The organism is Acinetobacter indicus (genome assembly GCF_009914475.1).
Classification (GTDB): Bacteria; Pseudomonadota; Gammaproteobacteria; order Pseudomonadales; family Moraxellaceae; genus Acinetobacter; species Acinetobacter indicus.
Genome location: NZ_CP045198.1, coordinates 1,184,508 through 1,209,772, shown reverse-complemented (window position 1 = coordinate 1,209,772; position 25,265 = coordinate 1,184,508). Strand labels below are relative to the sequence as shown.

General features: G+C 44.6%; 15 protein-coding genes and 1 pseudogene. 11 read left to right on the top strand and 5 right to left on the bottom strand.

Translation table 11 applies throughout. From position 1 onward, the window contains the following. Positions 1–138: 138 nt before the first annotated feature. From GA693_RS06235 to GA693_RS06195, 9 genes and pseudogenes are all read left to right on the top strand, one after another. The gene (locus tag GA693_RS06235; RefSeq protein ID WP_160241223.1) at positions 139–2,889 is read left to right on the top strand and encodes an autotransporter assembly complex protein TamA; all 2,751 of its coding nucleotides are present in this window, start codon (positions 139–141) and stop codon (positions 2,887–2,889) included. Between the two features lie 21 nt (positions 2,890–2,910). After that, on the top strand, positions 2,911–7,422 hold the full coding sequence (locus GA693_RS06230; protein WP_160241224.1) for a translocation/assembly module TamB domain-containing protein: 4,512 nt from the start codon (positions 2,911–2,913) through the stop codon (positions 7,420–7,422). A gap of 107 nt (positions 7,423–7,529) precedes the next feature. Next, on the top strand, positions 7,530–7,889 hold the full coding sequence (locus GA693_RS06225) for a hypothetical protein (protein ID WP_016659081.1): 360 nt from the start codon (positions 7,530–7,532) through the stop codon (positions 7,887–7,889). A gap of 272 nt (positions 7,890–8,161) precedes the next feature. Further along, positions 8,162–8,431 carry a hypothetical protein gene (locus GA693_RS06220; protein ID WP_104470438.1) on the top strand — a complete coding sequence of 90 codons (270 nt, stop codon included), beginning with the start codon at positions 8,162–8,164 and terminating at the stop codon, positions 8,429–8,431. Positions 8,432–8,726: 295 nt separating this feature from the next. Beyond that, a complete protein-coding gene (locus GA693_RS06215) occupies positions 8,727–11,366 on the top strand; it encodes a bifunctional aconitate hydratase 2/2-methylisocitrate dehydratase (protein WP_160241798.1) in 2,640 nt (879 codons plus the stop codon). A 64-nt stretch (positions 11,367–11,430) separates the two neighbouring features. Then, positions 11,431–13,548, top strand: coding sequence for a hypothetical protein (locus tag GA693_RS06210; protein WP_160241225.1), 2,118 nt, complete (start codon positions 11,431–11,433; stop codon positions 13,546–13,548). Next, positions 13,541–13,744: pseudogene (locus GA693_RS06205) on the top strand (hypothetical protein); the annotation flags it as partial. The gene GA693_RS06210 and the pseudogene GA693_RS06205, both read left to right, overlap by 8 nt. Positions 13,745–14,350: 606 nt before the next feature. After that, entirely contained in the window at positions 14,351–16,573 is a 2,223-nt protein-coding gene (locus GA693_RS06200; RefSeq protein ID WP_160241227.1) for a DUF6351 family protein, read from the top strand. A 394-nt stretch (positions 16,574–16,967) separates the two neighbouring features. Continuing rightward, on the top strand, positions 16,968–17,705 hold the full coding sequence (locus GA693_RS06195; protein WP_005178643.1) for a hypothetical protein: 738 nt from the start codon (positions 16,968–16,970) through the stop codon (positions 17,703–17,705). Here the strand turns inward: GA693_RS06195 and thiM are convergent. The 3 genes from thiM to GA693_RS06180 all read right to left on the bottom strand — a co-directional run bounded on the left by thiM (position 17,702) and on the right by GA693_RS06180 (position 20,197). Next, positions 17,702–18,565 (bottom strand): hydroxyethylthiazole kinase, encoded by an 864-nt coding sequence (gene thiM / locus GA693_RS06190; protein WP_016659073.1) that lies wholly within the window; start codon positions 18,563–18,565, stop codon positions 17,702–17,704. The two genes, GA693_RS06195 and thiM, sit on opposite strands and share 4 nt — an antisense overlap. Before the next feature lie 11 nt (positions 18,566–18,576). Continuing rightward, the gene (locus GA693_RS06185; RefSeq protein ID WP_005178640.1) at positions 18,577–19,743 is read right to left on the bottom strand and encodes a hypothetical protein; all 1,167 of its coding nucleotides are present in this window, start codon (positions 19,741–19,743) and stop codon (positions 18,577–18,579) included. A 196-nt stretch (positions 19,744–19,939) separates the two neighbouring features. Then, positions 19,940–20,197 carry a hypothetical protein gene (locus tag GA693_RS06180; protein ID WP_005178638.1) on the bottom strand — a complete coding sequence of 86 codons (258 nt, stop codon included), beginning with the start codon at positions 20,195–20,197 and terminating at the stop codon, positions 19,940–19,942. A gap of 665 nt (positions 20,198–20,862) precedes the next feature. On the opposite strand from GA693_RS06180, the gene pepN reads away from it, so the two are divergent. After that, positions 20,863–23,469, top strand: coding sequence for an aminopeptidase N (gene pepN, locus GA693_RS06175; RefSeq protein WP_104489196.1), 2,607 nt, complete (start codon positions 20,863–20,865; stop codon positions 23,467–23,469). Positions 23,470–23,709: 240 nt separating this feature from the next. After that, on the top strand, positions 23,710–23,925 hold the full coding sequence (locus tag GA693_RS06170; RefSeq protein ID WP_005178631.1) for a hypothetical protein: 216 nt from the start codon (positions 23,710–23,712) through the stop codon (positions 23,923–23,925). Positions 23,926–23,995: 70 nt separating this feature from the next. On the opposite strand, the gene GA693_RS06165 is transcribed toward GA693_RS06170, so the two are convergent. Together GA693_RS06165 and GA693_RS06160 are read right to left on the bottom strand one after the other, a co-directional pair. Then, positions 23,996–24,442: a universal stress protein gene (locus GA693_RS06165; protein ID WP_005178630.1), complete on the bottom strand. Its 447-nt coding sequence runs from the start codon at positions 24,440–24,442 to the stop codon at positions 23,996–23,998. A gap of 106 nt (positions 24,443–24,548) precedes the next feature. Further along, the gene (locus GA693_RS06160; RefSeq protein WP_005178628.1) at positions 24,549–24,992 is read right to left on the bottom strand and encodes a universal stress protein; all 444 of its coding nucleotides are present in this window, start codon (positions 24,990–24,992) and stop codon (positions 24,549–24,551) included. Between the last annotated feature and the right edge of the window lie 273 nt (positions 24,993–25,265).

Below are 25,265 nucleotides of genomic sequence, written 5' to 3'. Positions count from 1 at the left end.
AATTGATATAATTGCCCGAAAATCATGTATGATATTTTGCAGTGTTTTCACTGTTGAAAAAATCCAATAAATTAGAGTCTGTTAGCGAACATTTCATTGCGGATTTTTCCATTAAAAAGATTAAATTTAGAGTTTTCTATGCTTGTGAACCGAACTTTTAAAAAGTCTGCGCTGTCTAACAGTATGCATGCCATAATTCAGTGGAGGCATTCCAGACAACTTTGTCTGAGCATCTTTTTAAGTTTAGTCGCACAGCAGGGCTTTAGTCAAAATCCTCCCGCAGTGGCGGAACCGGCGAGCGATCCGGTCGCATCGGCCGACATGAAACAGGAAATTCGCGATCTGGCGCTCAGCCAAGGCAAAGATACCCCTGAAGAATTAGAAAAAATTGAGAATTTTCAGGTGCCCAGCACTGAGCCGGACAGTCTGGAGATGTTGCAACAGCAGCAAAATAGCAGTGAACCGATAGCCGCTTTTCAGCCAATTGAACTGGAAAATCTGGATGATTTACCGGTAATGCCGGTCGATGCCAATATGGCCGCAGAAATTTTCCAGATCGCTGAACAGGCCAAACAGGAAGCACGCCAGTATCGCGCCGAGCAGAATACCGAAGTACTGATTAATGATGCCACCCAGCAGGAACTGGCTGAAATTAACCAGTCTCCGGTCAATGTCGACCAGCTCATGGACAGTATTCGCGCCGACAGCCAGATTGTGGTGGAAGCGAATACCTCCGGCCGAACCCTGACTGAATTGGGCCTGAATACAGAAGTGGCCGATGCCGATAAACCGGGGTTTTTCCGGCGCTTGCTGTATAAGGTACGTCCACCGCGTGAGTTAAATACTGCACGGGTGCCCCGGATTAGTGCCGATGTGGTGATTACCGGCGCCGAAAATAGTGGTGAAGTTTCCGCAGAGGCCTATGCCACGGCACTGGAAAATCTGCGTGCCAATGTGCGCGGCAAACTGTCCAGTTTTACCCAGGAATCTTTTGCCGATTTTCCCTCGGCTTTACCACAGCTGCGTTCTTTATCTAATCAGGCGGCACAGGCCGTCGGCTTTTATCATGCCGAATTCAAGTTTGAAAAGCTGAATGACAGCCGGGTGCGGGTTCTGGTCACACCAAATACACCGGTGCGTGTGCAGGAGCAGAATATTGAATTTAGCGGCCCAGGTGAGAATCTGGCACAGTTCCAGGTAATTCGCGTCCTGCCCGATCAGGATGTGGGCGATGTGTTTCACCACGGTCTGTATGAAGAGACCAAAACCCGGATTAATGATGCTGCCTCCAATAACGGTTTCTTTGATGGCTATTGGCGCCTGCATGACGTGAAAGTGGCGCAGCCGCAAAATACTGCCGATATTAATCTGCGCTATGAACCCGGCGAGCGTTATACGTTGGGGCCGGCCCAGTTCCGGATGAGCGATCCGAGCAAAGAATTTCCTCTGGATATGGATATTCTGGAAAGCATGGTGCCGTGGGAAGATGGCGCCGATTATACTTTCTGGCGGGTCAACGGTCTGGCCAATAACCTGACCAACTCACGTTATTTTAACTATACGTTGGTCGATACCATGCGTCCCGATCCGCTGGAGCGGCCAACAGAGTTGCCACCGGATATTCAGGCCCTGGTTGATCAGCGCAAACTTTCCGCTGAAGACTTCCAGCCGGTTCAGGACCAGAAAGATTTAAGCTCGACTGAAGAAGTGACCCAGTCAGTGGTGGATGAAGACCAGTTTGCCGGCACTCAGGAAGCCGAGCAGAATGAAAACATCCGTCAGCTGCGGGTCGAACAGGAAACCCAGCAGTCAGAAGAAGAACGGCTAAAAGAACAGGCACGTCTGGAAAAGAAAATTCCGGTGATTGTGACTTTGAACGCCGATAAGCTGAACAGTGCAGAAGTCGGTGCCGGTTATGGCACAGATACCGGAATGCGTGTACGTGGCCAGTATCGCCGGGCCATTGTTAACCGTCGTGGTCACTCCTTCGATGCCAACCTGGAACTATCTGAAATCCGCCAGTCTTTAGATGGTCGCTATAGCATTCCCTATAATCATCCACTGAATGACTATATTACTTTGGTGGCCGGTTATGAGCGTGAAGAGCGTAGCGATGTTTCTGCCGGCAATGACCTGTTAATTGAATCGGCAGTGGCCGGCGCCGACCGGATTATTAAAAACCCGCGTGGCAGCTGGCAACATGCTTATGGTCTGCGTTACCGTCTGGACCGTTTAACCCAGAACGGTGTGGTCGATATTGACAAGATTCCTGACGCCTTTATTGGCAATGGTTCCACCGAACAGCAGTCTTTACTGTTTGGTTATGAACTGTCGCGTACTGACAGCAGTCCGCGTGTCAATCCAACCCGTGGTTTCAAGCAGATTTATAAAGTTGAACTCGGCAGTGAAAGCCTGTTGTCCGATGCCGATATGGCAATTTTAAATGCCGGCTGGCGTTTTATTTATTCTCTGGGTGAAAATAACGATCATCAGTTTGTTGGTCGTGCCGATCTGGGTTATATCGTGACCGAAGATTTTAGCAAAGTGCCTTATAATCTACGTTACTTTGCCGGTGGGGATCAGACCATTCGCGGTTTTGACTTTAAGAGCCTGTCTCCGCAAATTGATGGCTTTAAAATTGGTGGACAAGCACTTGGGGTGGGCTCGCTGGAATATAACTATCAATTCAGGGAAGGCTGGCGCGCCGCAATTTTTAGCGATTTTGGTAATGCCTATGATGCCGATTTTAGCAATCCGACCGAATACAGTGTCGGTTTAGGGGTACGCTGGGCATCACCGATTGGCCCAATTCGGGTCGATGTTGCTTCGGGCATTTCGGATGAGAATCATCCAATTCGTCTGCATTTCTTTATTGGCTCGCAATTATAAAATTAAGATTTAGAGAGAACTATGGCTGAAGTTGAACAGCAACCAAATACACCCGCGCCTGTACCCAAAAAGCGCAGAATAGTCAGAAGTGCCTTGTTGTCACTGCTGTTTATGGTGGTGTTGCTGGTATCGGCTTTGGCAATCATGTTCTCGACCGACCGTGGCAGTAAATTCCTGCTCGACCGGGTGCTGGAACGTCAGCAGATCATTCAGTATGAATATGAAGGCGGAAACTTATTACGCGGTATTATCCTGCGCAATATTCTGGTTACGCTAAAATCAGTCGATGTCAAAATTGACCGCGCTGATGTCATGCTGGGCTGGCGCGCCGTGCTGAATAAGGAAATCCATTTTACCCATGCCGATGTGCGTAATCTGCAAATTACCACCAAAGGACCGCCAAGTGATGGACCATTCAAGTTTAATGAAATCCGACTGCCTTTTGTACTCCGGCTTGATCATGCCGATCTGGACCGTTTGCTGATTCAGACTTCAGGTGGCAGCAAAGTCAATTTTTATGATGTGATCCTGAACGATGCGCTGTGGTCGGGCACCAAACTGGAATTTGAAGATTCCAGTATGCGTATGGATTATCTGTCGGTCAAAAATGCCAGCGGAGATATGGATTTTTATGGCAAATATCCGCTGAATGCCATTGGTGATGTGAATTTACCTTCGTTAAATAACAGCCTGAATATTCATGATATTAAAGTGGTGGCCAAAGGGTCTTTAGATACCATTCAGGCCGGGGTGGCGACCTATACGCCCGATTTGCTCACCGGTTGGGTGGTGCTGCATCCAATGCGTAAAAATGTGCCGATGTTTGGCGAGCTGCAGTTCAATCAATACCATTGGCCGCTGTTACAAGACTGGGAGCTGTATACAGAAGACGGCACAGCCAAGTTTAAGGGTGATATCAAGCGTCTGGATTTAGATGTCGCTACCGATCTGACGGGTAAAGATATTCCAAAAGGACAATATACCGCGCTCATGCATACCGATCTGGTCAATCAGCTGAACATCAGCAACTTAAATGGCCAGCTGATGCAGGGCGCCGTGAATGTGGCTGGTGTGGTCGGCTGGAACGAGCGCGTCAGCTGGGATATTACCGGTCGCCTGGACAAGATTAATCCGAAAGACCCACTCATTCCGCAAGTGGTGCAGGATTTTCTGCCGCCAAGTCTGGATGCTCAAATTGCCTCTAAAGGCCATTTAGAAAATGGAACTCATCTGACGGCGCAGGTCGATTTCGACCGCTATGAAACCTGGAACCTGAAACTGGATCAGAATGCGCCGAAAAACCGCCAGCCAAACCCCATGGTACTGGATGTGCGCTGGAAAAATATTGACCGCGCGATGCCTTATATTGGCTGGTTATCCAGTGAATCGGGTGATGTGCAGATGGCCCTGGTCGAAGGCCAGCAAAAGATTTTTGTCGCAACCCAGGTGGCGCAGCATGAGCAGGGTGCTTTACCAGCGGGCATGTACAAGGCTGAGCTGAATCTGAAGAACAATAATCTGGATGTACCAAGCTTTAGCTATAACGCCGGCGCCAGCACCTTAACGGGACGTGCGCTGATTGAACTGCCAACCGACAAGCGCCAGCTCAAATGGAATGCTACCTTAAACGCGGACAATTTTAATCCGCAAATTATTGCTGATGCTGCTCCGGTCAATCTGCTGAATGGCCGTTTGCAGGCCAATGGTTTTGCCCGTCCAAACCAGCAGATTATTCATTTAAACAATATTGATTTACGCGGTCGTCTGGCCGAGCAGGATGAAACGGTGCATCTGACCGGGAACAGTACCGTGGCCTTACTGTTTCATGATGAGCGTGCGGGTGGCGGCTTCAAGAGCTTTGCGGTCAATTATGATGGCGCACTCAACAGCAGTCTGCTGCAATCCAGTCAGGGCAGTTTAAAGCTGAAACTGTCCGGTACACCGGAGCTGATCAAGATTTCAGACCTGCGTCATGACGGTGTGGCCGGGCAGATTCTGGCCAATGGTATGCTGAACCTGAAAAATGGCATTGGCTGGAACCTGAACGCCTCTTTAATCCGCTTTAAACCGCATTATTTTGTCTCGAGTGTGCGCGGCGAGCTGTCGGGCAATGTACGTACCCAAGGGGTTTGGTCAGATCAGCTTAAACGCATCAATATTGAAAAGCTCAATCTGGCTGGCATGATCAACAATAAACCGGTACGTGGTACCGGTAATCTGGCCCTGTTGATGGATGCCAATCAGCAAGGTTTCCTGCCGCAGCAGTTTGAGGCCAATAATTTATATCTGGCCTATGCCAAGAACCAGATTCAGGCTACTGGTAATGCACAAAACCTGAGAATCAAACTGAATGCACCAGCACTGTATGAACTGTATGCCGGTTTGCGTGGCCGTGCTTATGGCTATTTAAATGTGCAGTCGCAACCACGTTTGCAGGCCACCGCCAATCTGGTGGTCGATGATTTTGGTTTAAATAACCTGTTTAGCGTGCGCAAAATGCGTTTACGCGGTGAATTGCCGACCTCGGAAAATACCCCAACCTTGCTTACGGCCAGTCTGGAAAATTTACGTAGCGGCAACCGTGAAATTCAAAAAGGCGAGATTTCACTGGCTGGTACCCGCCAGGCGCATCTGCTGAAAGTGAAAGCGGAAAACCGTTTAAGTAGCTTCTATGTGCAGCTGGCCGGCGGCTTTAATGCTGAAAATAACTGGCTGGGTCAAATCCAGAAAGGTGATTTTGACTCCTTAAGAACCCGTCTGGTGCAGCGTCAGAATGCCTCGGTCATCTTCCAGACCAAAACCAGTGATCTGTTTGTGGGTGCGCATTGCTGGATGAGCCAGCAAAGCCAGTTGTGTTTTGACCAGCCAATTCGGGTCAATAAAAACCGAGGCAATCTGTCCTTTGTAACGCGCAATGTCGACCTGAACGATTTTGCCGCCTTTATGCCGGAAGGTCTGGCGATTACCGGTAAAGTCAATGGACATGCCAAAGCCTCCTGGGCACAAGGCCAGCGGCCAAAAATTGATGCACGTCTGGTAACCCGTAATGGGGTCATTGGTCTGGCAGGTGATGACCCGCAAGAACTGGGTTCGACCTTAAGCTATGATCAGGTGGCTGTGGTGGCTAAAAGTATTGCCGAAGGTCTGCAAATTCGACTGGATGTGAAAACCCCGGAAATTGGTGCCGGTTATGCCAATGTTATTATTGATCCATATACCGAGCGTAAGCCGATGCGCGGTGAAATTGCCTTTAATGAAGTGCAGTTAAAAGTCTTTAAGCCGTTTATTGCCGATGTGCGTTCTATGGCCGGGGTATTGTCCTTTGCCGGTAAGGTCGGCGGTACGTTAACCCAGCCATTACTGACCGGTGAAATGCGTTTGAAAGATGGTGCCATCAGCATGATTTCCCTGCCGGTGAACCTGACCAATGTGCAGCTGTATTCCTCGATTCGACAGGATTCAGCCACAATTAATGGCGCATTTAACAGCGGTCAGGGCGTGGGACATTTAACCGGTCATGTTGACTGGAAAGGCGTACCGAAAATTCAGCTGAACTTAAAAGGGGATAATCTGTTGGTGCGTCAGGCGCCGCTAATTACCGCCATTGTGACGCCGGATTTATCCATGGAGGTTTTCCCGACCCAGAAACGCTTAAGCTTAAATGGCAAGGTCGATGTGCCGCGTGCCCTCATCTCTATGCCAGAAGCTTCCGATCCGGTGGTGAATCTGTCTTCGGATGTGCGTGTGGTGCATGAAGGGCAAGACCAGCTGGCGGTATTACGCTCTGCGCGTCCTTGGGATATTCGTGCCGATCTGGAACTGAATCTGGGCGATCAGGTCATCTTCCAGGGCTTTGACAGCCGTATTCCACTGGTGGGCCGTCTGTATCTGAGTCAGCGTGGTCTGGAAACCGCCATGCGCGCCAATGGTGCAATTGGGGTTAGCCAGCGCGTCAAGATTGAAGCCTATGGCCAAAGTCTGGATTTAAACCGTGCCATCGCCCGTTTTAATGGACCATTAGCCAACCCGAGTCTAGATATTGATGCCAACAAGAGCGTACAGGGCAGCGTAGTCGGGGTGCGGGTGACCGGAACGGCTTCTGGTCCGAATATTCAGGTCTATAACGATGCCGGCTTGTCCGAGCAGGAAGCACTAAATGCCCTGATTACCGGCCGGATTAACGAAGGTGCCAGCGGTTTAAGCCAGACCGACAGTTTCCGTTCCGATGTCAACAATACCATTGCGGCGGCAGGTATCAGTCTTGGTTTAGGCGGCACGCGTGCCCTGACCAACCAGATTGGGCGTACCTTTGGTTTAAGTGGGTTGGCTTTAGATGCACAGGGTACGGGGGATGATACCCAGGTCAGCCTGACCGGTTATATCACTCCGGATCTGTTTATCCGTTATGGCGTGGGCGTGTTTACCCCGGTGAACAAGCTGACCTTGCGTTATCAGATGAACAAACGTTTGTATCTGGAAGCCAGTCAGTCGCTGGAACGTGCCGTGGATATTTTCTATAACTGGCGTTTCTAAGCCGTCTATTCTGAACTTGAAAATGCGCTCAACACGGGCGCATTTTTTCTGGCCGATTTCTCATTCACGATAACTTTGATTATCATAGCGGAAATAGGAGAGTATGCATGAACAAACTATTCGCTTTGGCTGCCGTAATTGCATTGGCTGGCTGTGCAGAGAAAAAGCCCTTAACCCCGGAAGAGCAATGGAAAGGTTACTGTACCAGTGTTGGCAATGCAGCACGAACCATCATGCTGGATCGTCAAAATGCCATTGAAAAAGATCAGGCACTGGCTCATGCGGACAAAGTGGAAGATGAAACCACACGTAAATTTATTTTTGAGATTATTGAAACGGTCTATGCCATGCCTGAACAGGAAGTGAAGGGCGATGTAGATGCCGCGCGTGAGAAAATTAAAACGCAATATACAGAAAAATGTCTGGCTACGCCGTATGACGAAATGCCGGATTATCGACGTTTTTAAGTCATGAACCCAAAATGCCAGATGACATATTTGTAATCTGGCATTTTTTTGTGCTCACTATTTCTGCATATAGATAACAATAATCAAAATTCGCTGCGATGATCTATTTTTTTAAGCGGATATTTAACCTAATTTTCCTTCCTCTACTTACTTCTAAATAGCCTAAGCAATATAAATATATATTGTGACACTTTTCTTTAGCACCAATATAGAAAAGCTTATCTTTTTAATGAATAATGGATTTAACAATAGCCAGAAGAAAGGAGCACATCATGGACGTGGTTGGTTATCTGCATCATGCAGATTTGCTCTTGGAAGATGAACAGGGCGTGACCATTATTGGCAATAGCAACTATGTGCTCAGTATTGGAGATAAAGTCTATTTTCAACAACTTATTGATGCTGACAGCAAGCGTTATCAGGTCAATATCTCCTTTGCCAGTGCCGGGCATAGTACCCTGCATGAAGATCAAATTCAGGTCAAATTTGAGGGCAGTCGCGAACATCTGCAGCAATATTTAAACAGTACAACGGTACACTAAGGTTGAATAGTAATTGGAACCCGGAAAAGGCAGCATAGTGTTGCCTTTTTTCTATTTAGAATTCGGTTAAAGTGGATTAAAAGCAGCAATGACGGGTCTAAACGTGCTCCGCTTGATTATTGTATAAACAATATGAACATCATTTAGTTATAAAATAATGAGCATCACAAAGAAACACCTTCCTTGCATTAACTTTTAACTGGAATTTTAGTAAAATTTTGCAGTCCATATTACTTGTGAAGCTTTGAACAAGCTGGAATTCACAGGTAATTTTTTAAAAAAGAGGAATAACACCGTGCTAGAAGCTTACCGCCAACACGTTGAAGAACGTGCCGCACTCGGAGTCCCACCGAAGCCACTTGATGATGCTCAAACCGCTGCATTAGTTGAATTATTAAAAAACCCGCCAGCTGGTGAAGAAGCTTTCTTGGTTGATTTGCTTGAAAACCGTGTTCCAGCGGGTGTAGACCAAGCTGCTTATGTAAAAGCTGCTTTCCTGTCTGCTGTTGCAAAAGGCGAAGCGACTTCTCCATTAGTTTCTAAAGAACGTGCGGTTTACTTACTAGGTACTATGCTTGGTGGTTATAACGTAGCGCCTTTAGTTGAGCTTCTGGAAAATGCTGAACTTGGTGGTTTAGCGGCTGACGCTCTGAAGAAAACCCTGCTTGTATTTGATGCATTCCACGACGTTGCTGAAAAAGCAAAAGCGGGCAATGACAATGCGAAAGCAGTACTTCAATCATGGGCTGAAGCTGAATGGTTCACTAGCCGTCCAGACGTTCCAGAAGAAATCAAACTGACTGTTTTCAAAGTAACAGGCGAAACGAATACTGACGACTTGTCACCTGCACAAGACGCGTGGAGCCGTCCAGACATTCCATTGCACGCAAATGCAATGCTGAAAAACGTTCGTGATGGTATCAACCCAGAAGTTCCTGGTGAAGTTGGTCCATTAAACCAAATTAAAGAACTGATCGCGAAAGGCAACCAGGTTGCTTACGTGGGTGACGTTGTTGGTACCGGTTCTTCTCGTAAATCTGCAACGAACTCTGTGCTTTGGTTCTTCGGTGACGAACTTCCACACATTCCAAACAAAAAAGATGGCGGTTACTGCTTAGGCGGTAAGATTGCTCCGATTTTCTTCAACACCATGGAAGATGCGGGTGCATTACCAGTTGAGATCGATGTTTCTAACATGAACATGGGTGATGAAATCACACTGAAAATCGATCACGCTGCTGCAAAAGTAACTGCGTTCAAAAACGGCGAACAAATTGCTGAATCTGAACTGAAAACTCCAGTACTTCTAGACGAAGTACGTGCCGGTGGCCGTATTAACCTGATCATTGGTCGTGGTTTAACTGGTAAAGCACGTGAAGCTTTAGGTCTTGAGCCATCTTCTTTATTCCGTACTCCAGTACAACCTGCCGACTCTGGCAAAGGCTTCACTTTAGCGCAGAAGATGGTTGGTCGTGCATGTGGTCTTCCAGAAGGTCAAGGCGTTCGCCCTGGTACTTACTGCGAACCGAAGATGACCACTGTTGGTTCTCAAGATACAACTGGTCCTATGACTCGTGACGAGTTAAAAGACCTGGCTTGCTTGGGCTTCTCTGCTGACCTGGTAATGCAATCTTTCTGTCACACAGCTGCGTATCCAAAACCAGTTGACGTGCAAATGCAACACACACTACCTGACTTCATCATGAACCGTGGTGGTGTATCTTTACGTCCAGGCGACGGTATTATCCACTCTTGGTTAAACCGTATGCTTCTTCCAGATACAGTAGGTACTGGTGGTGACTCGCATACTCGTTTCCCAATTGGTATTTCATTCCCGGCGGGTTCTGGTCTGGTAGCGTTCGCTGCTGCGACTGGTGTTATGCCACTGGATATGCCTGAATCTGTACTTGTGAAGTTCAAAGGTAAAATGCAACCTGGTATCACTCTACGTGACCTGGTACACGCGATTCCTTACTACGCAATTAAAGAAGGTGACCTGACTGTAGAGAAGAAAGGTAAGAAAAATATCTTCTCTGGTCGTATCTTAGAGATCGACTTAACAGAAATGGAAACTGACTTAACTGTTGAGCAAGCATTCGAATTGTCTGATGCTTCTGCTGAACGTTCTGCTGCAGGCTGTGCGATCACGCTTTCTGAAGAGAAAGTTGCTGAATACCTACGTTCTAACATCACCATGCTGAAGTGGATGATTTCACAAGGCTATGGCGATGCTCGTACGATGGCGCGCCGCGTAGAAAACATGGAAAAATGGTTGGCTAATCCATCACTTCTTAAAGCTGATGCTGACGCTGAATACACTAAAGTGTATGAAATCGACCTTTCAGAAATCAAAGAACCGATTCTTTGCTGCCCGAACGATCCAGATGATGCGAAACTGCTTTCTGACGTTCAAGGCGACAAGATTGATGAAGTATTCATCGGTTCTTGTATGACGAACATCGGTCACTTCCGTGCAGCTGGTAAACTTCTAGACAAAGTTCCTGGTGGTTCTTTATCTACTCGTCTATGGTTGGCTCCTCCAACGCGTATGGACGAACACCAGTTAATGGAAGAAGGTTTCTTCAACATTTATGGTAAAGCTGGCGCGCGTACTGAAATGCCAGGTTGTTCATTATGTATGGGTAACCAAGCACGTGTTGCTCCGAACACGACTGTAGTGTCTACATCTACACGTAACTTCCCGAACCGTTTAGGTCAAGGCGCGAATGTATACTTGGCTTCTGCTGAGCTTGCATCTGTTGCTGCGGTTCTTGGTAAATTACCAACTCCAGAAGAGTATCAACAATACGCTTCTCAAATCGACAGCATGTCTGCTGACATTTACAAGTACTTGAACTTTGATCAAATGTCTGAATACACAGATGCTGCTGAAAATGTAGATACAAAGAAAATTGCTGCTGCTCAATTAACCTAATTTATTGAAAAATAAATTAAATTGAGTTAGAAATAAGGGCTGAGTAATCAGCCCTTATTTTTTTATGCAAAATTATTACGAAAATAAATTTGAGTCTCTATTATTAGAATGTGGACATGAGATTGCAAAGCAAAAAATTGTGGAAGATCTCTTATATAAAAGCTCACAACCTAAAAATGGAATTTTTAAAAACAAATTTGATATGTTTTGGCAAGCAAATTTTATAAGTTCGCTTACAGTAGAAAATGTAAGGAGCGAAAACTATATTCTCGCTTTAAGCCAATATATTCGTTTTAATTTAGTTGATAAAAATATCTGTCTCAATTATTTAAATCTTGATGTTCAAAGTTTTATTTTAGCAGTACGTTATTCTGGGCTCATCATTCATTCCAATCATCATTCATGGTGTGTACTAAAGGAAATTGAACAAGAAGTTAAAAATGAAACATTGTATATCTTTTTTCAGACTGTACGACACTTACAATCACAATATAAGCATCGCTTAGAAACTTATGAAGATATAAAAAATAAACTAAACATTGGTCAAGTCACAGCTATGGCTTTTGGAAGTTTATATGCTTATCAGTATTTGATTCCTCATCAAGATTATATTAATTATTTGCCTTATCAATTTGATAAAGATGAAAATAATTCAGCTGAAATGATTTGGAAAGCTTTTGATCATATTGTTAAAACCTCTAGAAAGAATACTAAAAAGTTAACAGAACAATCGATAGCATTGGCATTGAGAAATAAGTTAATGCCTTTCTTGATTGGTGAGGGTATGACTGTGCTTCTTCAAGAGCAGTATGAATTGTATAAAAAGCTTGTAGCTATCAAAATTGAGATTATTAATTATAAAAGAAATGTACTAGAGTCGTTTTGTTTTGATAAGCAGGTAAATTATAAGCTAAACAACTCAGAATTGATTTATACCAATACACAAGAGAGAAAGGATCGTTGGTCAGAGAAAAATTCATTATTAATAAGCTATTGGCTTGGTATTGGTACTGAAAAATTACTAAATTCTGACGCTAAGTATAGCATTATAAATACAGATGAAAATTTAGAAGCTAATGCAATCGCGTTATCAAAAGCATATGGTGTTCAAGAACAGTTAACTCAAGTTTATGGAATTTCAGATTTCAGTATCAATCATCAGAAACTCGATGTTTATGAAACAATGATTACCATGACTTTATCACAAGCACATTATTTAAAAGATCATATTGAAAAATTTATGAGTTTTTTACCTAATGCAGAAAGTAATTTACATGCATTAACACAGCTTACTATGCATGGTTTTGTGATAGGTGAAAATAGAATGCCTTTCACATTTGCTAAACATGAAGATAAGATTAAAAGAATGTCTTCATGGGTAAAAGGAAGCTCAAATGCTGTCAGAAAAAAGAAAATGGATCAAATCTTAAATTTTTGGAGTTGTAATTTATATCATGAAGATGATGTTTCTACATTTCAACAAAAGCCTTTTTATAAAATAGATAATTTTATTTTTCAATTTCCATGGTTAACAGCATTCCAAAATGTGAACACAATGATGATTAATTATGTTCGTAAATTGCATAAAAATCGATTAGAACTTAAAAATGAAACAGATAATATTGAGTTAAATTTGGCTGAAAAATTTAAAAAGGCTGGATTTGAAGTATTTTGCCAGTATCATCCCCTAGATAGAGAGGTTGGTGAAATTGATCTTATTGCCGTATACGAAAACCATGTGATCGTGGCAGAGGTTAAATCAACATATATTAAAAGTAGTATTCAAGAAATTTATGAATATCGAAACTTCACTTTAAATAAGGCTGCTTATCAACTTTCGAAAAAAGTAGCTCATGTCAGAAATGAGTTTTTAAATCAATATTTTGAAAATTTAGATGATGTAAAAATTCACTCCTGGATTATAGATACAACCTTAGAATTTGATCATCAGTATTTTGATCATCATCTAAAAATATCCATAGATGAAATAATTATATCTTTAAATGGAAAGGTTGATTTTATGGATTCGATTATAGGTGGTCGCTTTGACGTGGAGGAAGTTGCGAATAGTATCGATCCTCTTAAATTTATTGATGATATTGAGAATGATAGATTTTGGAAACATCAAATCGGTAATTATGATAGTTTTATGAATCGTATGATAGGTAAATTGGATGCCTAAACAATCCCGCTTCGTCTGTATCGGTGGCTTCCTTAACGGAACTCAAGTTAAAGACCAAGGCGACAGCTTTATCTGTGCCGAAAATGGCAAACAGATTGTCTACCGTAAACAGGTCATTTTTCATCAGGAAGCTTGGGATCATGACTACTACATTTGCGAAAATGTGACCGATCAACAAGCAAAAGAGTGGGTATTTCAGAAATACGGGGAAACCGTCATCTACCGTAAACGAAAGCCCATAAAAAAGCCCCGTAATTTTAAAAATTAACGGGGCTAGTCGTATCACTCACGTGATACTCATATAAGGCTCATCTCATACTCAGCGTATTAAAGCACACTATTTCACTTCAACCTACGAAAGTTTTTCTGATCTGCTGGTTATAAATGGAAGGTCATAGTCAAAAGTGGGGGAGGAGAAAGTTTTATTGCTCAAAATTAAGCATTTTTTATCTGAAATTTGGATGTTTTAAATTTCTCATTTCATCGTTAAATGGTTACAAAAGTTTTCCAATAAAACGGAAAATATTACACGGGAATAAAAGAATTTAATCATTTACCAAGTTAATTAAAGTAAAAGTTATATAACTATTCATCTTTTTAGTCATGCAAAATAGCTTGAAATTAAATCAGATATTCAGAAGCAGAATTTGGTTTTTATCCCTGATTTTGGTGATTTTTTAAAACAGCCCATAAAACAATAAATAACAATAATGACAATAGTTGTTGTCAAATTATCTTTATGCTCATGAATGAAGTTATACATATAAAAACTTCAGAAAAATAATAATTTATGGATGAGCGTATGAAAGGAAAACTGGTATTCAATAGCCTCAATATTGCGGTGTGTAGTGTCATATTGTATGGCTGTGGTGGCGGAGGTGGAGATTCTTCCGGTTCAGGAACATCTTCAAAAGTAGAACGGGAAATGGTGGAGGTGTTATCCACCCGGCCAGATTTAATTACAGACTCGGATGTATTGCTGAAACTGGATCTGCCCGATGATATTCAAACTACGGCGTTGAAAGTGTCCCTGAATGGACAAAATATTAGTGATGCATTTGCCAATGAGCAGCGCCAAGCCTTAGTTGAAGGACTTAAACTGGGCGATAATCAACTCAAGGTTGAAGCAGGGCGTTATTATCAGAATTTAAGCCTGATCAATCATCCTTCGAGTGGACCATTACTGTCTGGCCCGCAGTTAAAGCCCTGGACCTGTACTAATGCGTCGACCGATCAGTTCTGTCAAAAGGCTGTGCAATATAACTATTACTATAAAGATCGCTTGGGACTCATTAAAAGTTATGACCCGGCACAACCGCCGGCCAGTCAGAATATTGCCACCACCACTACCGATGAAGGACTAACGGTGCCATTTATTGTGCGTGAGGAAGTGGGCTATCAGAACCGCGATGAATACCGTTTTGCGGTGTTGTATGATCCGAACCAGCCGTGGACCGCCTTAAAGCCACAAGCGCAATTTAACCATAAACTGGTGGTCACGCATGGCCAAAGCTGTGGTAATGATTACCAGTCTGCCTCTGCGCCAACGGTCATTGCCACTTCAAGTTCCATTTTGCCTGATGTCACCATTTTGGCTTTAGGCCGCGGCTTTGGGGTGATGTCGACTGCACTGTCTCATAGCGGTCATAACTGTAATCTGGCGATTCAGGCAGAATCGCTGATTATGGCCAAAGAGCGTTTTATTGAGCAGTATGGCACCTTGCGCTATACCATCGGGCAGGGCTGTTCAGGTGGTGCGCTGGCAGCACAATGGGTGGCCAATGCCTATCCGGGAATTTATCAGGGGATTTTACCCACTTGCTCATTCCCTGATGCCTGGAGTACCGCTTCACAGTTCGCCGATTATCACCTGATGATTAATTATTTCCAGACTCCAGAAGGCCGTTTAAGCTTCTTGCCGCATCAGATTGCGCATGTTCAGGGACATATTTCTGAAATTAATGGCTATGTCAGTGAGCTGGCCCAGTTTGATGTGGCGCGGCCAAATACCATCTGCAAGGGAATTTCATCGGCGCAGTTATATCATGCCACCAATAATCCTCAAGGCATTCGTTGCTCGATTCAGGATGCTGCAATTAATTTGCTGGCCCCACGTCCAACGGAGCTGTGGACCGAAACTGAAAAACGGATTGGTCGCGGTTTTGCCGGCCTGCCGATGGATAATGTCGGGGTACAATATGGCCTAGACAGCTTGATGAAAAATATCATCACCCCAGAACAGTTTGTACAGTTAAACGAAAAAATAGGCGGTGTGGATATTGATATTCAGGCGGTGCCTGAACGTCTAGAAGCCAATTATATGGCGCTGAACAATGCCTATCGCAGTGGCTTAATTAATGTTGGGAACAACCTGAATAAAGTGGCGATTATTGACTGTCGAGGTCCGGACCCGGCGCTGTTCCATGATTCCTATCGTGCCTTTGCCATTCGGGCGCGACTGGAAAAAGCGCATGGCAATTATAATAACCATGTGATTTATGGCGGTGATCTGGTCATGATTGCCGATGCCAAATGTCTGGAAATCAGCTTTAATGATATGGACCGCTGGTTAAGCAATGTCGAAAAAGACTTAAGTGATTTGCCTATTGCCACCAAACTGACCCAAAACAAACCGGCAGATGTAAAAGATGCTTGTATTACTGCCGGCATCATTAACCGCGAGAATCTGTGCAGCACGCTCAGATTACCGGTATATGGCACACCGCGTATGGTGGCCGGGGACAGCCTGACCACCTATGCCAACAAGTGTCAGCTGAAACCTTTAAATGTGTCGGATTATGGCAATACGGTCCGCTTTAGCAATGAACAGCTCCAGCGATTGCATCGGGTTTTCCCGCAAGGCGTGTGTGACTATAGCCAAGCCCCAGTTGGCTTTGCTGACACCATTGGCTGGATGAGTTATCAGGATCGGCAGGGCAGCGTAGTTTATGGAGGACAACCTTTGCCTGCGGTCAGTTCATCGGCTGCACGCGGCTGGGCATCTAAAGCTTTCCAGTTGTTTTAATTCTTCACACATTTTTTGTTTCACAAAAACCAGTGATTTTTCACTGGTTTTTTATGATTCATTCTGATTTTTAGTTGAAAATTCATGTAATATAACGGCGGTTATTTCGCCGGTGTGTAGATGGTAGGCAAATAACCTTTGGTCGAATTAAAATGTTAACCAGATCTCATTAATTCGCTGAATTATCAGGTTTTTTAGCGAGAAAGCCCAGATAAGCGTTGTAAAATCATTAGATTAAATTTACTCACAATTATCTTGATTAATATGAATTATTTCATATAATTACAATGATTTATCACAAAATGGACAAATCCAGGAAAATAGTGATAACTGATTCCGAGTTGTGACACTAAAATGAGTCTGAAAAATTAAAACAATCATAGGGTGAAGGATTATGGATATCACTGAGACGGTGTTTGACTTCAAAGCCTTATCCACACAACAACAAGATTATTTTTTTGAAAAAATTGCCGAGTTTGATCAGCAGGTGTTTACGTTAACCTGTGAAAAGGAGCTAAAGAAATATCTGTATGACCCGCAGGCAATTTCGGTCACTATTATTCAATATCATCATCGTGGCAAACTGGTCGGGCAGACCATTATTCCACTGTTGGCCTTAACCCTGTTACATCAGCCAATTCTGGTGGTCAACTCACGCGCCAGTTTTTTAAAAAGCTATCGCCATCAATACAACCATAAAATCATCAACAGTGCGCTCAAAGCCATGCTGAACCAGCGCTTTAAATATCCTTTAACGCCCATGTGGTTTATTGCCACCATCAACCAGCCGAAGCTTTATGCACATTTTGTATCACGTGTTCGGGGCTTTTATCCACGCAGTGATATCCGGATGCCGGAGGATTATTTAAGCGTGTTGCAGGTGATGGCCAGCCGGCAACACGACATCCAGAAGCGTGATGAAGATATTTATGTGCATCAGACCTGTGTGCCGCTGCGCAGTGAAGAGGAGCTGCAACAGTTAAGAGTGCATGCCAATCCGCATTGTGATTTTTTTCTGCAACACGCACCGGACTATTTTGATGGCATCGGCCTGATGTGTATTTGCCGTTTAGACAGTAAAACCCTGACCGAAACGGCACTCAACTTTGCTTTGGACTGGAAGGTGTCTTAAGGCGCCAGAAATTTTAAATCGGCATGTTCACGGATGGTGTCCGCATCCAGACTGAAAATTGCATCTATAAACGCCACATTAAAACTGCCAACCTGTGAACTTTGCGCGTGGGCCAGTTTTCCGGCAATGGCAAAATGGACATGCGCGGCAATGGTGGCAATGGTCACCGGACTGACCGCGGCATACGCTGCAATTAAAGCGCCTAGGGCACAGCCGGTTGCGGTGACTTTGGGCTGTAATTCCGAGCCACCATTCACCTGCACCACCTGTTCCAGCTGTCTGGACAGAATAAAATCGGATTCACCGGAAATGGCAATACATTCGGCATGCGCCAAGAGGCTTTTGGCCTGTGCATATACCGCGGTGCTGTCCAGGGTCGAATCAACACCTTTGGATTCTACCTGTGCGCCGGCCAAGCCGCCAATTTCCGACGCATTGCCGCGAATCACACTCGGTTGAAAGGCCAATAGCGCATCAACCATATCTGAGCGCCATTTTAAGACGGGCCCATAACCGACCGGGTCCAGCACCCACGGTTTGGCAAGACGCTGGGCCGTTTCTGCCGAAATCTGCATGGCCTGCATCTGTTCGCTGGTCGGTGTGCCCAAATTAATACTTAAGGCGCTGCAAATACTGCTAAAGCTTTCTGCTTCAAAAGGATTATCAATCATGGCCGGTGATGCACCGGCAGCCAGCAGAATATTGGCGGTGTAATTGGTGGCGACACTGTTGGTGATACATTGCACCAGTGGTTGCCGGGTTTTAAGCAGGCTCCAGGCTTCAATAATTTTTTCAATCATTGCCGCGGTTTCATCGGGCAGGCTGCTGTCAAGAGTGGAAAGCTGTTCTGGATAATTCATCAGTTACCCCTTTATTGGGTAAAGTAGTGGTCTTGCTGTTTACAGCGACGGCAGAACAAGGACACATAATGCTGGGCATCATAATCGACATCCAGTTCATCCGAGCCGCAGTGCATACAGCGTTTTAAGGCATAAAATTTTAAGCGCGGTTCAATCTTTTCCCAGATTTTCCAGATCGGTTGTACAAAGATCATTTCATCATAATTGAGAAAACGGAAAAATAGAATTTCCACCATTTTGCTCATCGGTAGTTGTGGTGGATGTGGCAGCGTGGTGGTCATCCATTTTTCTTGCAGGCCACGTTCACGGTACTGTTCTACGGTTTTTTTCAGCAGATTGGTATTAATGAATTTTTCATTGCGCGGCTGTAATAATTTCTGGCCATGCAGATAATCCAGCGCGGTTTGTACCAGATAAAAAATCTGACCCGCTGCCAGGCTGTCCAGCAGGCGAAAACACAGGCTTTTAAAACTGTTATTGCCAGAAATTTGCACCTGCCAGATGCGGCAATAAAACTGCATGAACTGCACCACTTTTTCATACATCAGTTCATAGATGGCATCTTTGACTTCATCTGAACTGTGAAAGGGCACGCCCTGACTCAAATTCTGGTAAAACCATTGTCGAAGCTGATGGGTAATACTGAACAGGCTCGGCTCTGAATAACCATCCAGCCGCACATTCACATAATACTGGCCGGCTTCATCGGCAAATTCCTTGGCCACCAGAATCTGCTGGTCAAGCAGCTGTTTGATCAGCTGTTTCTGATATAAATAGTTGGGTGAAAAAGGCTGGAATTTAATCCGTTCCCAGTAAATATATTCATCATGCTGGGTATTTTCATGTACCTGATCGTCCAGCATCGACAATAAAAACAGTTTCTGGATAAAGCTTAACTGATTCAGCTTGTGCTCAATCATGTCTTTATCTTTGCCTTTATTTTTGAGCTTGCGGTTTTCCTGTACCAGCGCTTCTTTAATCAGCTGTTTGCGTTTTTTTTCACAGGCCGGGCAATGACAACTGTGCAAATTGCCCGGATACACTTTATGTTCGCAGTAACTGCACTCGTGATAGCTCAGCTCCTGATCGTACTGTTCGGCTTCCACCCAATACATGGCAGCGCGGCACAGCGGACACGAGGTGCTTTCATCTAACTGTTTTTGCAGAATCTGGAGCATATTCAGGTGCAGTCATCATTTTAGAAATAGGATGTCTGGATTATACATGGCTGGACCGCATTGGTTTGCTCAAAAAAAACATAAAGCAGAAAACTTGGACACTATGCTGAATTTAAACGCCCTGACTTGAACAGCTCTTTTTCATAAAAAATACGGCAGGACGCCGTATTTTAAATGGAAGTTAGAGGAGAGAAGATTATACCGGACACGGTAGCGAATCATCCTCCTCACCAAGTTGCTTGGCCTGAATTAGCGCCTGTACTTTTTTGCTTGGGATTTTCTTGCTACCCAGGGCATCATAGGTATTCAAAATAGAGGTAACTTCATTGGTCTGCATGGGAATGCCTTCACAGCTCATAAAGAGGGCAATCACTTTATGGTCGATGTTGGCCTGATCGAGGGTTTGCAGGGTTTTAATATTTTCTACACGGACGATATGCTCTTTTAAATACATCTCACACCTCTTCTCGTTTTTTCATCATTGTTATCATGCGCTCGGCGCCTTTAAATACAAGCAAGAAGCGTGCACAAAATGTAGCCGATTTGAAAATAATGTAATGACCTACGCTGAAATGGCGATCCATCCAACTGAAAGCGTCATTTAGCCGATAACTGTTTGACTCTAGAAGCGAAATTGAAAAGCTAAATTTGAATAAATCTCCCTTCGCAAATGCTGGCGAATTGTCACCGGATTTATCTTGACGAAGTCTAAATAAGCCTCTGTTTAGACTTGGGAAATTATCCGGTTTTTATCTCGCAGTATATTTTTAGCTGCACAGATCACAGGTCTTTGATTACAGAATGTAGTCAAGTGGCAGCTTTATGTAGGAACTTGTATCTCAATAGCGCAGAATTTCAGGTCAGATGGGCAGAACAGCACCAGCATGGCGCAACACCAGCGCGAGAAGATTTTAGCGGGCAGATTAAGCTGTTGGATTCGCTGCATAATTCAGCATCTCTGTATTTTTAAACAGATTTAGTTGAATGATGAATTGAAAAGTTGTGGCCGGATGCCCATATTAGAACAGAAGCGCATTCAGCAGACAGACTGAAAAAGTTGGCGTATGATCAAGACATCATCCGCATAATGCCCCGGCGTATAAACAATTAGGACATGATATGAATATCGCAGCAAATCCAGTGGTTGAAGCAGACCAAACTATTTATTTAAAAGATTATCAAAAACCTGCATTTCTGGTGGATTCAATTAATCTGGATATTCAGGTGTATGCAGACCACACCATCGTCAATGCTATTTTGGAGATGCAGCGCCAGACCGAAGGTGATCTGGTGCTGCTGGGCCGTGACCTTGAGCTGAAATCTATTCATCTGAACAGTCAGCAACTGACCGAAAATGACTATCAGCTTGATGCTGAACAGCTGGTAATTCAGAATGCGCCAGATCGTGCACGTATTGAAACCCAGGTGGTGATTCATCCGGAAAGCAACACCATGCTGGAAGGTCTGTATCAGGCTGGTGATCTGTTTGTGACCCAGAATGAGCCGGAAGGTTTCCGTAAAATTACCTTCTATCCGGACCGTCCGGATGTGCTGTCGGTATTTACTACCCGGGTGGAAGCCGATAAAAAATATCCGGTGCTGCTGGCCAATGGTAACCTGATTGAAAAAGGCGAGGTCGATGCCCAGCGTCATTATGCGATCTGGCAGGACCCGACCAAAAAGCCAAGTTATCTGTTTGCCTGTGTGGTCGGCGATTTAGCGGTGCTGAAAGACAGCTATGTGACTTCTGAAGGCCGTAATGTGGCACTGGAAATTTATGCGGTAGAAAAAGATATTCCTAAATGTCACATCGCCATGGAAGCGTTAAAACATTCCATGCGCTGGGATGAAGAACATTATGGTCTGCCGTATGACCTCGACAACTATATGATTGTGGCGGTTAGCCAGTTCAATATGGGCGCGATGGAAAACAAGGGCCTGAACATCTTTAACACCTCTTGCGTGCTGGCCGATGAAGAATACACCACCGATGCGGCAATTATGCGGGTTCAGTCGGTCATCGCACACGAATATTTCCATAACTGGACCGGTAACCGGATTACCTGTCGTGACTGGTTCCAGCTGTGTCTAAAAGAAGGCTTGACCGTTTTCCGTGACCAGTCGTTTTCAGAAGATTTACAATCGGCCGCAGTACAACGGATTGATGATGTCGCTGTATTAAAAGCGCATCAGTTCCCGGAAGATTCTGGCCCATTGTCGCATCCGCCACGTCCAGATCATTTTGTTGAAATTAATAACTTTTATACCGCCACGGTGTATGAAAAAGGGGCGGAAATTAACCGCATGATGTCGACCTTGCTCGGCAAGGAAAAATTCCGCGCGGGTACCGATGAGTATTTCCGCCGTCATGATGGTCAGGCGGTGACGGTCGAAGACTGGGTTGCGGCACTGACTGCGGGTTCAGGCGTTGATTTATCGGCATTTTTAACTTGGTATAACCAGCCGGGTACTCCAAAACTGCAGGCACATGGCGAGTATGATGCTTCGACTCAAACCTATCGTTTAAGCTTTAAACAGAGCCTGAAAGCGCATCCGAAATATCCAGACCTGAAAGCCGTGCCAATTCCGGTGGCTTTGGCGCTGTTTAATGCTGAAACCGGCGAGCAATATACGTTGCAATCTGAGGCCCTGTTTGAAAATGGCGTAAAAGATGGCGTGTATCTGTTTGATCAGGATGAGGCAACCATCGAATTTAGCGGCATTAATGCCAAACCGGTGGTGTCGCTGTTACGTAATTTCTCGGCGCCGGTAAATCTGGAATTTGATGCCAGTGATGCCGAGTTGGCCTTCCTGATGCAGTATGAAACCAACGGCTTTAACCAGTGGCAGGCGACCCAGACCTTGCTGGAGCGCATTTTGCTAAATGGTCATGCGGTAGAAAGTTATCTTCAGGCCATGAAAAACACGGTGCCGGCACTGGTCAATCAGGACCCGTTACTGGCCTCACGAATTTTTGATGTACCAAGTGAAGGTTATTTGGGCAGCCGGATTGATCAGCACTATAGTCCGGTGGACATTCAGGAAAAACGTGAAGCCTTGTTAAATACGCTGGCGCGTGAATTGGGTGCTTTCTGTAAGGAAACTTACTTAAGTCTGGACCCGGACCTGCAAAAAGAGTTTTCACAGGCCATGGGCGTGCGTGCGCTGAAGAATATTATGCTCAGTCTGATGGCACGTCAGGGCGATACCGAAGCCTTTGATCTGGCGCATCAGCAGTATCAGAATACTGGCAATATGTCAGAACGTTTAGGCGCGCTACGTGTACTGGTCTGGAATGATGCACCGCAAGCCGAATCCTGCCTGCAGGATTTCTATGACCGCTTTAAAGATGAAGCGCTGTCTTTAGACCAGTGGTTTACTGTACAGGCCTCCCATCCAAATGCAACGGCTGAAACCATTCATACCTTAACCCAGCATCCGGACTATGATCTGGGTACGCCAAACCGCATTCGTTCGGTCAGTGGTGGTCTGAATATGAATCCGGTAAATACCTGGAGTTTTGGGGTGCAGCATTATATCCATCTGGCCAAATACCTCGATGAAAAGAACCCGATTTTAGGTTCACGTTTGCTGCAGGTGCTGTCACGCTGGTATACGCTGGATGAACCACAGCGCAGTCAGGTACAGGTGGCCCTGGAAACCTTGAAGCCCTTGGTGAAATCGAAAAACGTGGTTGAAACTTTAAACAGTATGCTGAATGTCTAAACCGGTGCAGCTTTCGCTCGAAAAAATAGAATAATGAAGATTTATTTTGTTTTCTCGGTATTTAGCTGTAACTTTATGTGAACTTTACCGCATATTCGCGGGGAGTATGCTAAATTAAGGCTGAAACGTGTTTAGATAATTTAAATAAAAAAGCTCATCATTGTGGTGGGCTTTTTTATTTTTAGTCTGGAAAGGTTCAGGTGAAAAAGCCGGGTTCTGGCGTGAACAAGAGGTTGAGTGATGCTGGTTAAAATTGAAGATGGTTTTTACTTGAATTCACGACATATTATTGCGTTAAGAGTGAACAGAATATTGAATGAAGAGCGTTTTATGGTGTCTATTGAATATACACCACACTCGATGCAGGACAAGGGGCTGTATCAGCGCATCTTTCCGAATAAAATTGAAGCAGAACTGTTTTTACAGGCATTGCATCAGGAAATTTCCAAACCCTGACCGCTGTTCAGCAGATTTAAAAAAAACTCCTCACGTTGAGGAGTTTTTTTATGGCAGCTTTAGATTTACTTTAGACTTTCACAATTAGCACCGGAATAGGCGATTGGGTCAGCACGTTTTGCGCTACGCTACCCAGCATCATTTTCTTGAAACCGGTCCGGCCATGTGAGCCCATAATAATCAGATCGGCACCGACTTCATCGGCAATCTGCATAATGCCATCTGAGGGTGAAACGCCGTGCGCCAGTTTCTGATCGACCTGCACGCCTTCACGCTGGAAAGAATCAAGAATTTCCTGCAAGCGCAGTTTGGCATTTTTTTCGGCCTGCATGAAATAGTCGGTAATGGCCGGAGCAACTTTATAAAAATCGACGCCGACAAATGGGTCAACCGCAATCACGCTCATTACCGTGACCTGGCAGCCTAAATCTTTGGCCAGACTTAAAGCCTGTTCTACAGCAGCATAAGAAATCGGGGATTCATCCACTGGAACAAGAATATGTTTATAGCTGGTCATGACAGTTTTCCTTATTTTTACATATGAATATCGCGGGCTTTATTGAAACTGACAGTGAATGAAAGTACATCAAAAGCATTCAGGATTCTGAGCTGTAGTAGGGCAATTAGGCCTTAATGACCAGCACCGGCAATTCAGAACTGCGCAGTACATCCTGAGCAAAACTACCGAGCAGGAATTTCTGGAAGCCTTTACGACCGTGTGAACCCATCACAATCAGGTCAACGCCCATTTCTTGTGCAGCTTCAACCACATGCTTGGCCGATACTTCACCTTCCACAATTTTAGTACTTACAGTAACGCCTGCAGCTTCGGCAATTTGCTGGCCTTCTTTCAGGGCTTTTTGTGCATTACCGTGTGCCTGCACAAAATATTCTTTCATGATGGCAGAGGAATAATAGAAATCGGCATCAGTGAACGGGTCTTCCGCCACCAGACTCACCAGACTCAGCTGACTGTTAAAGGCACGGGCAATTTCAGCTGCATGTTGCACCGCAGAATAGGAAATTTGAGAACCATCGACCGGAACGAGAATATGCTGATACGCCATGGAGAAACTCCTTATTGATATAATGAACTTAATGTTTAGCTATACTCTATAGATAGCACATCACCGGGGGGCATTCAATTTATTCCGGTGTTCTGTCTGCAAAAAAGATACAGATTTTCAATCACAATACCACTTAAGTAGGTCTTTGATTTAACAAATAATTCTGACTGGAATACTCTACATTGTCAGATCGCATTGTCGTGAAAAACCGGGTTCCATCTGCGCGGCGGCTGCTTTATAGTGAAGAAAAATAAAACAGCTGTATAAACAGGA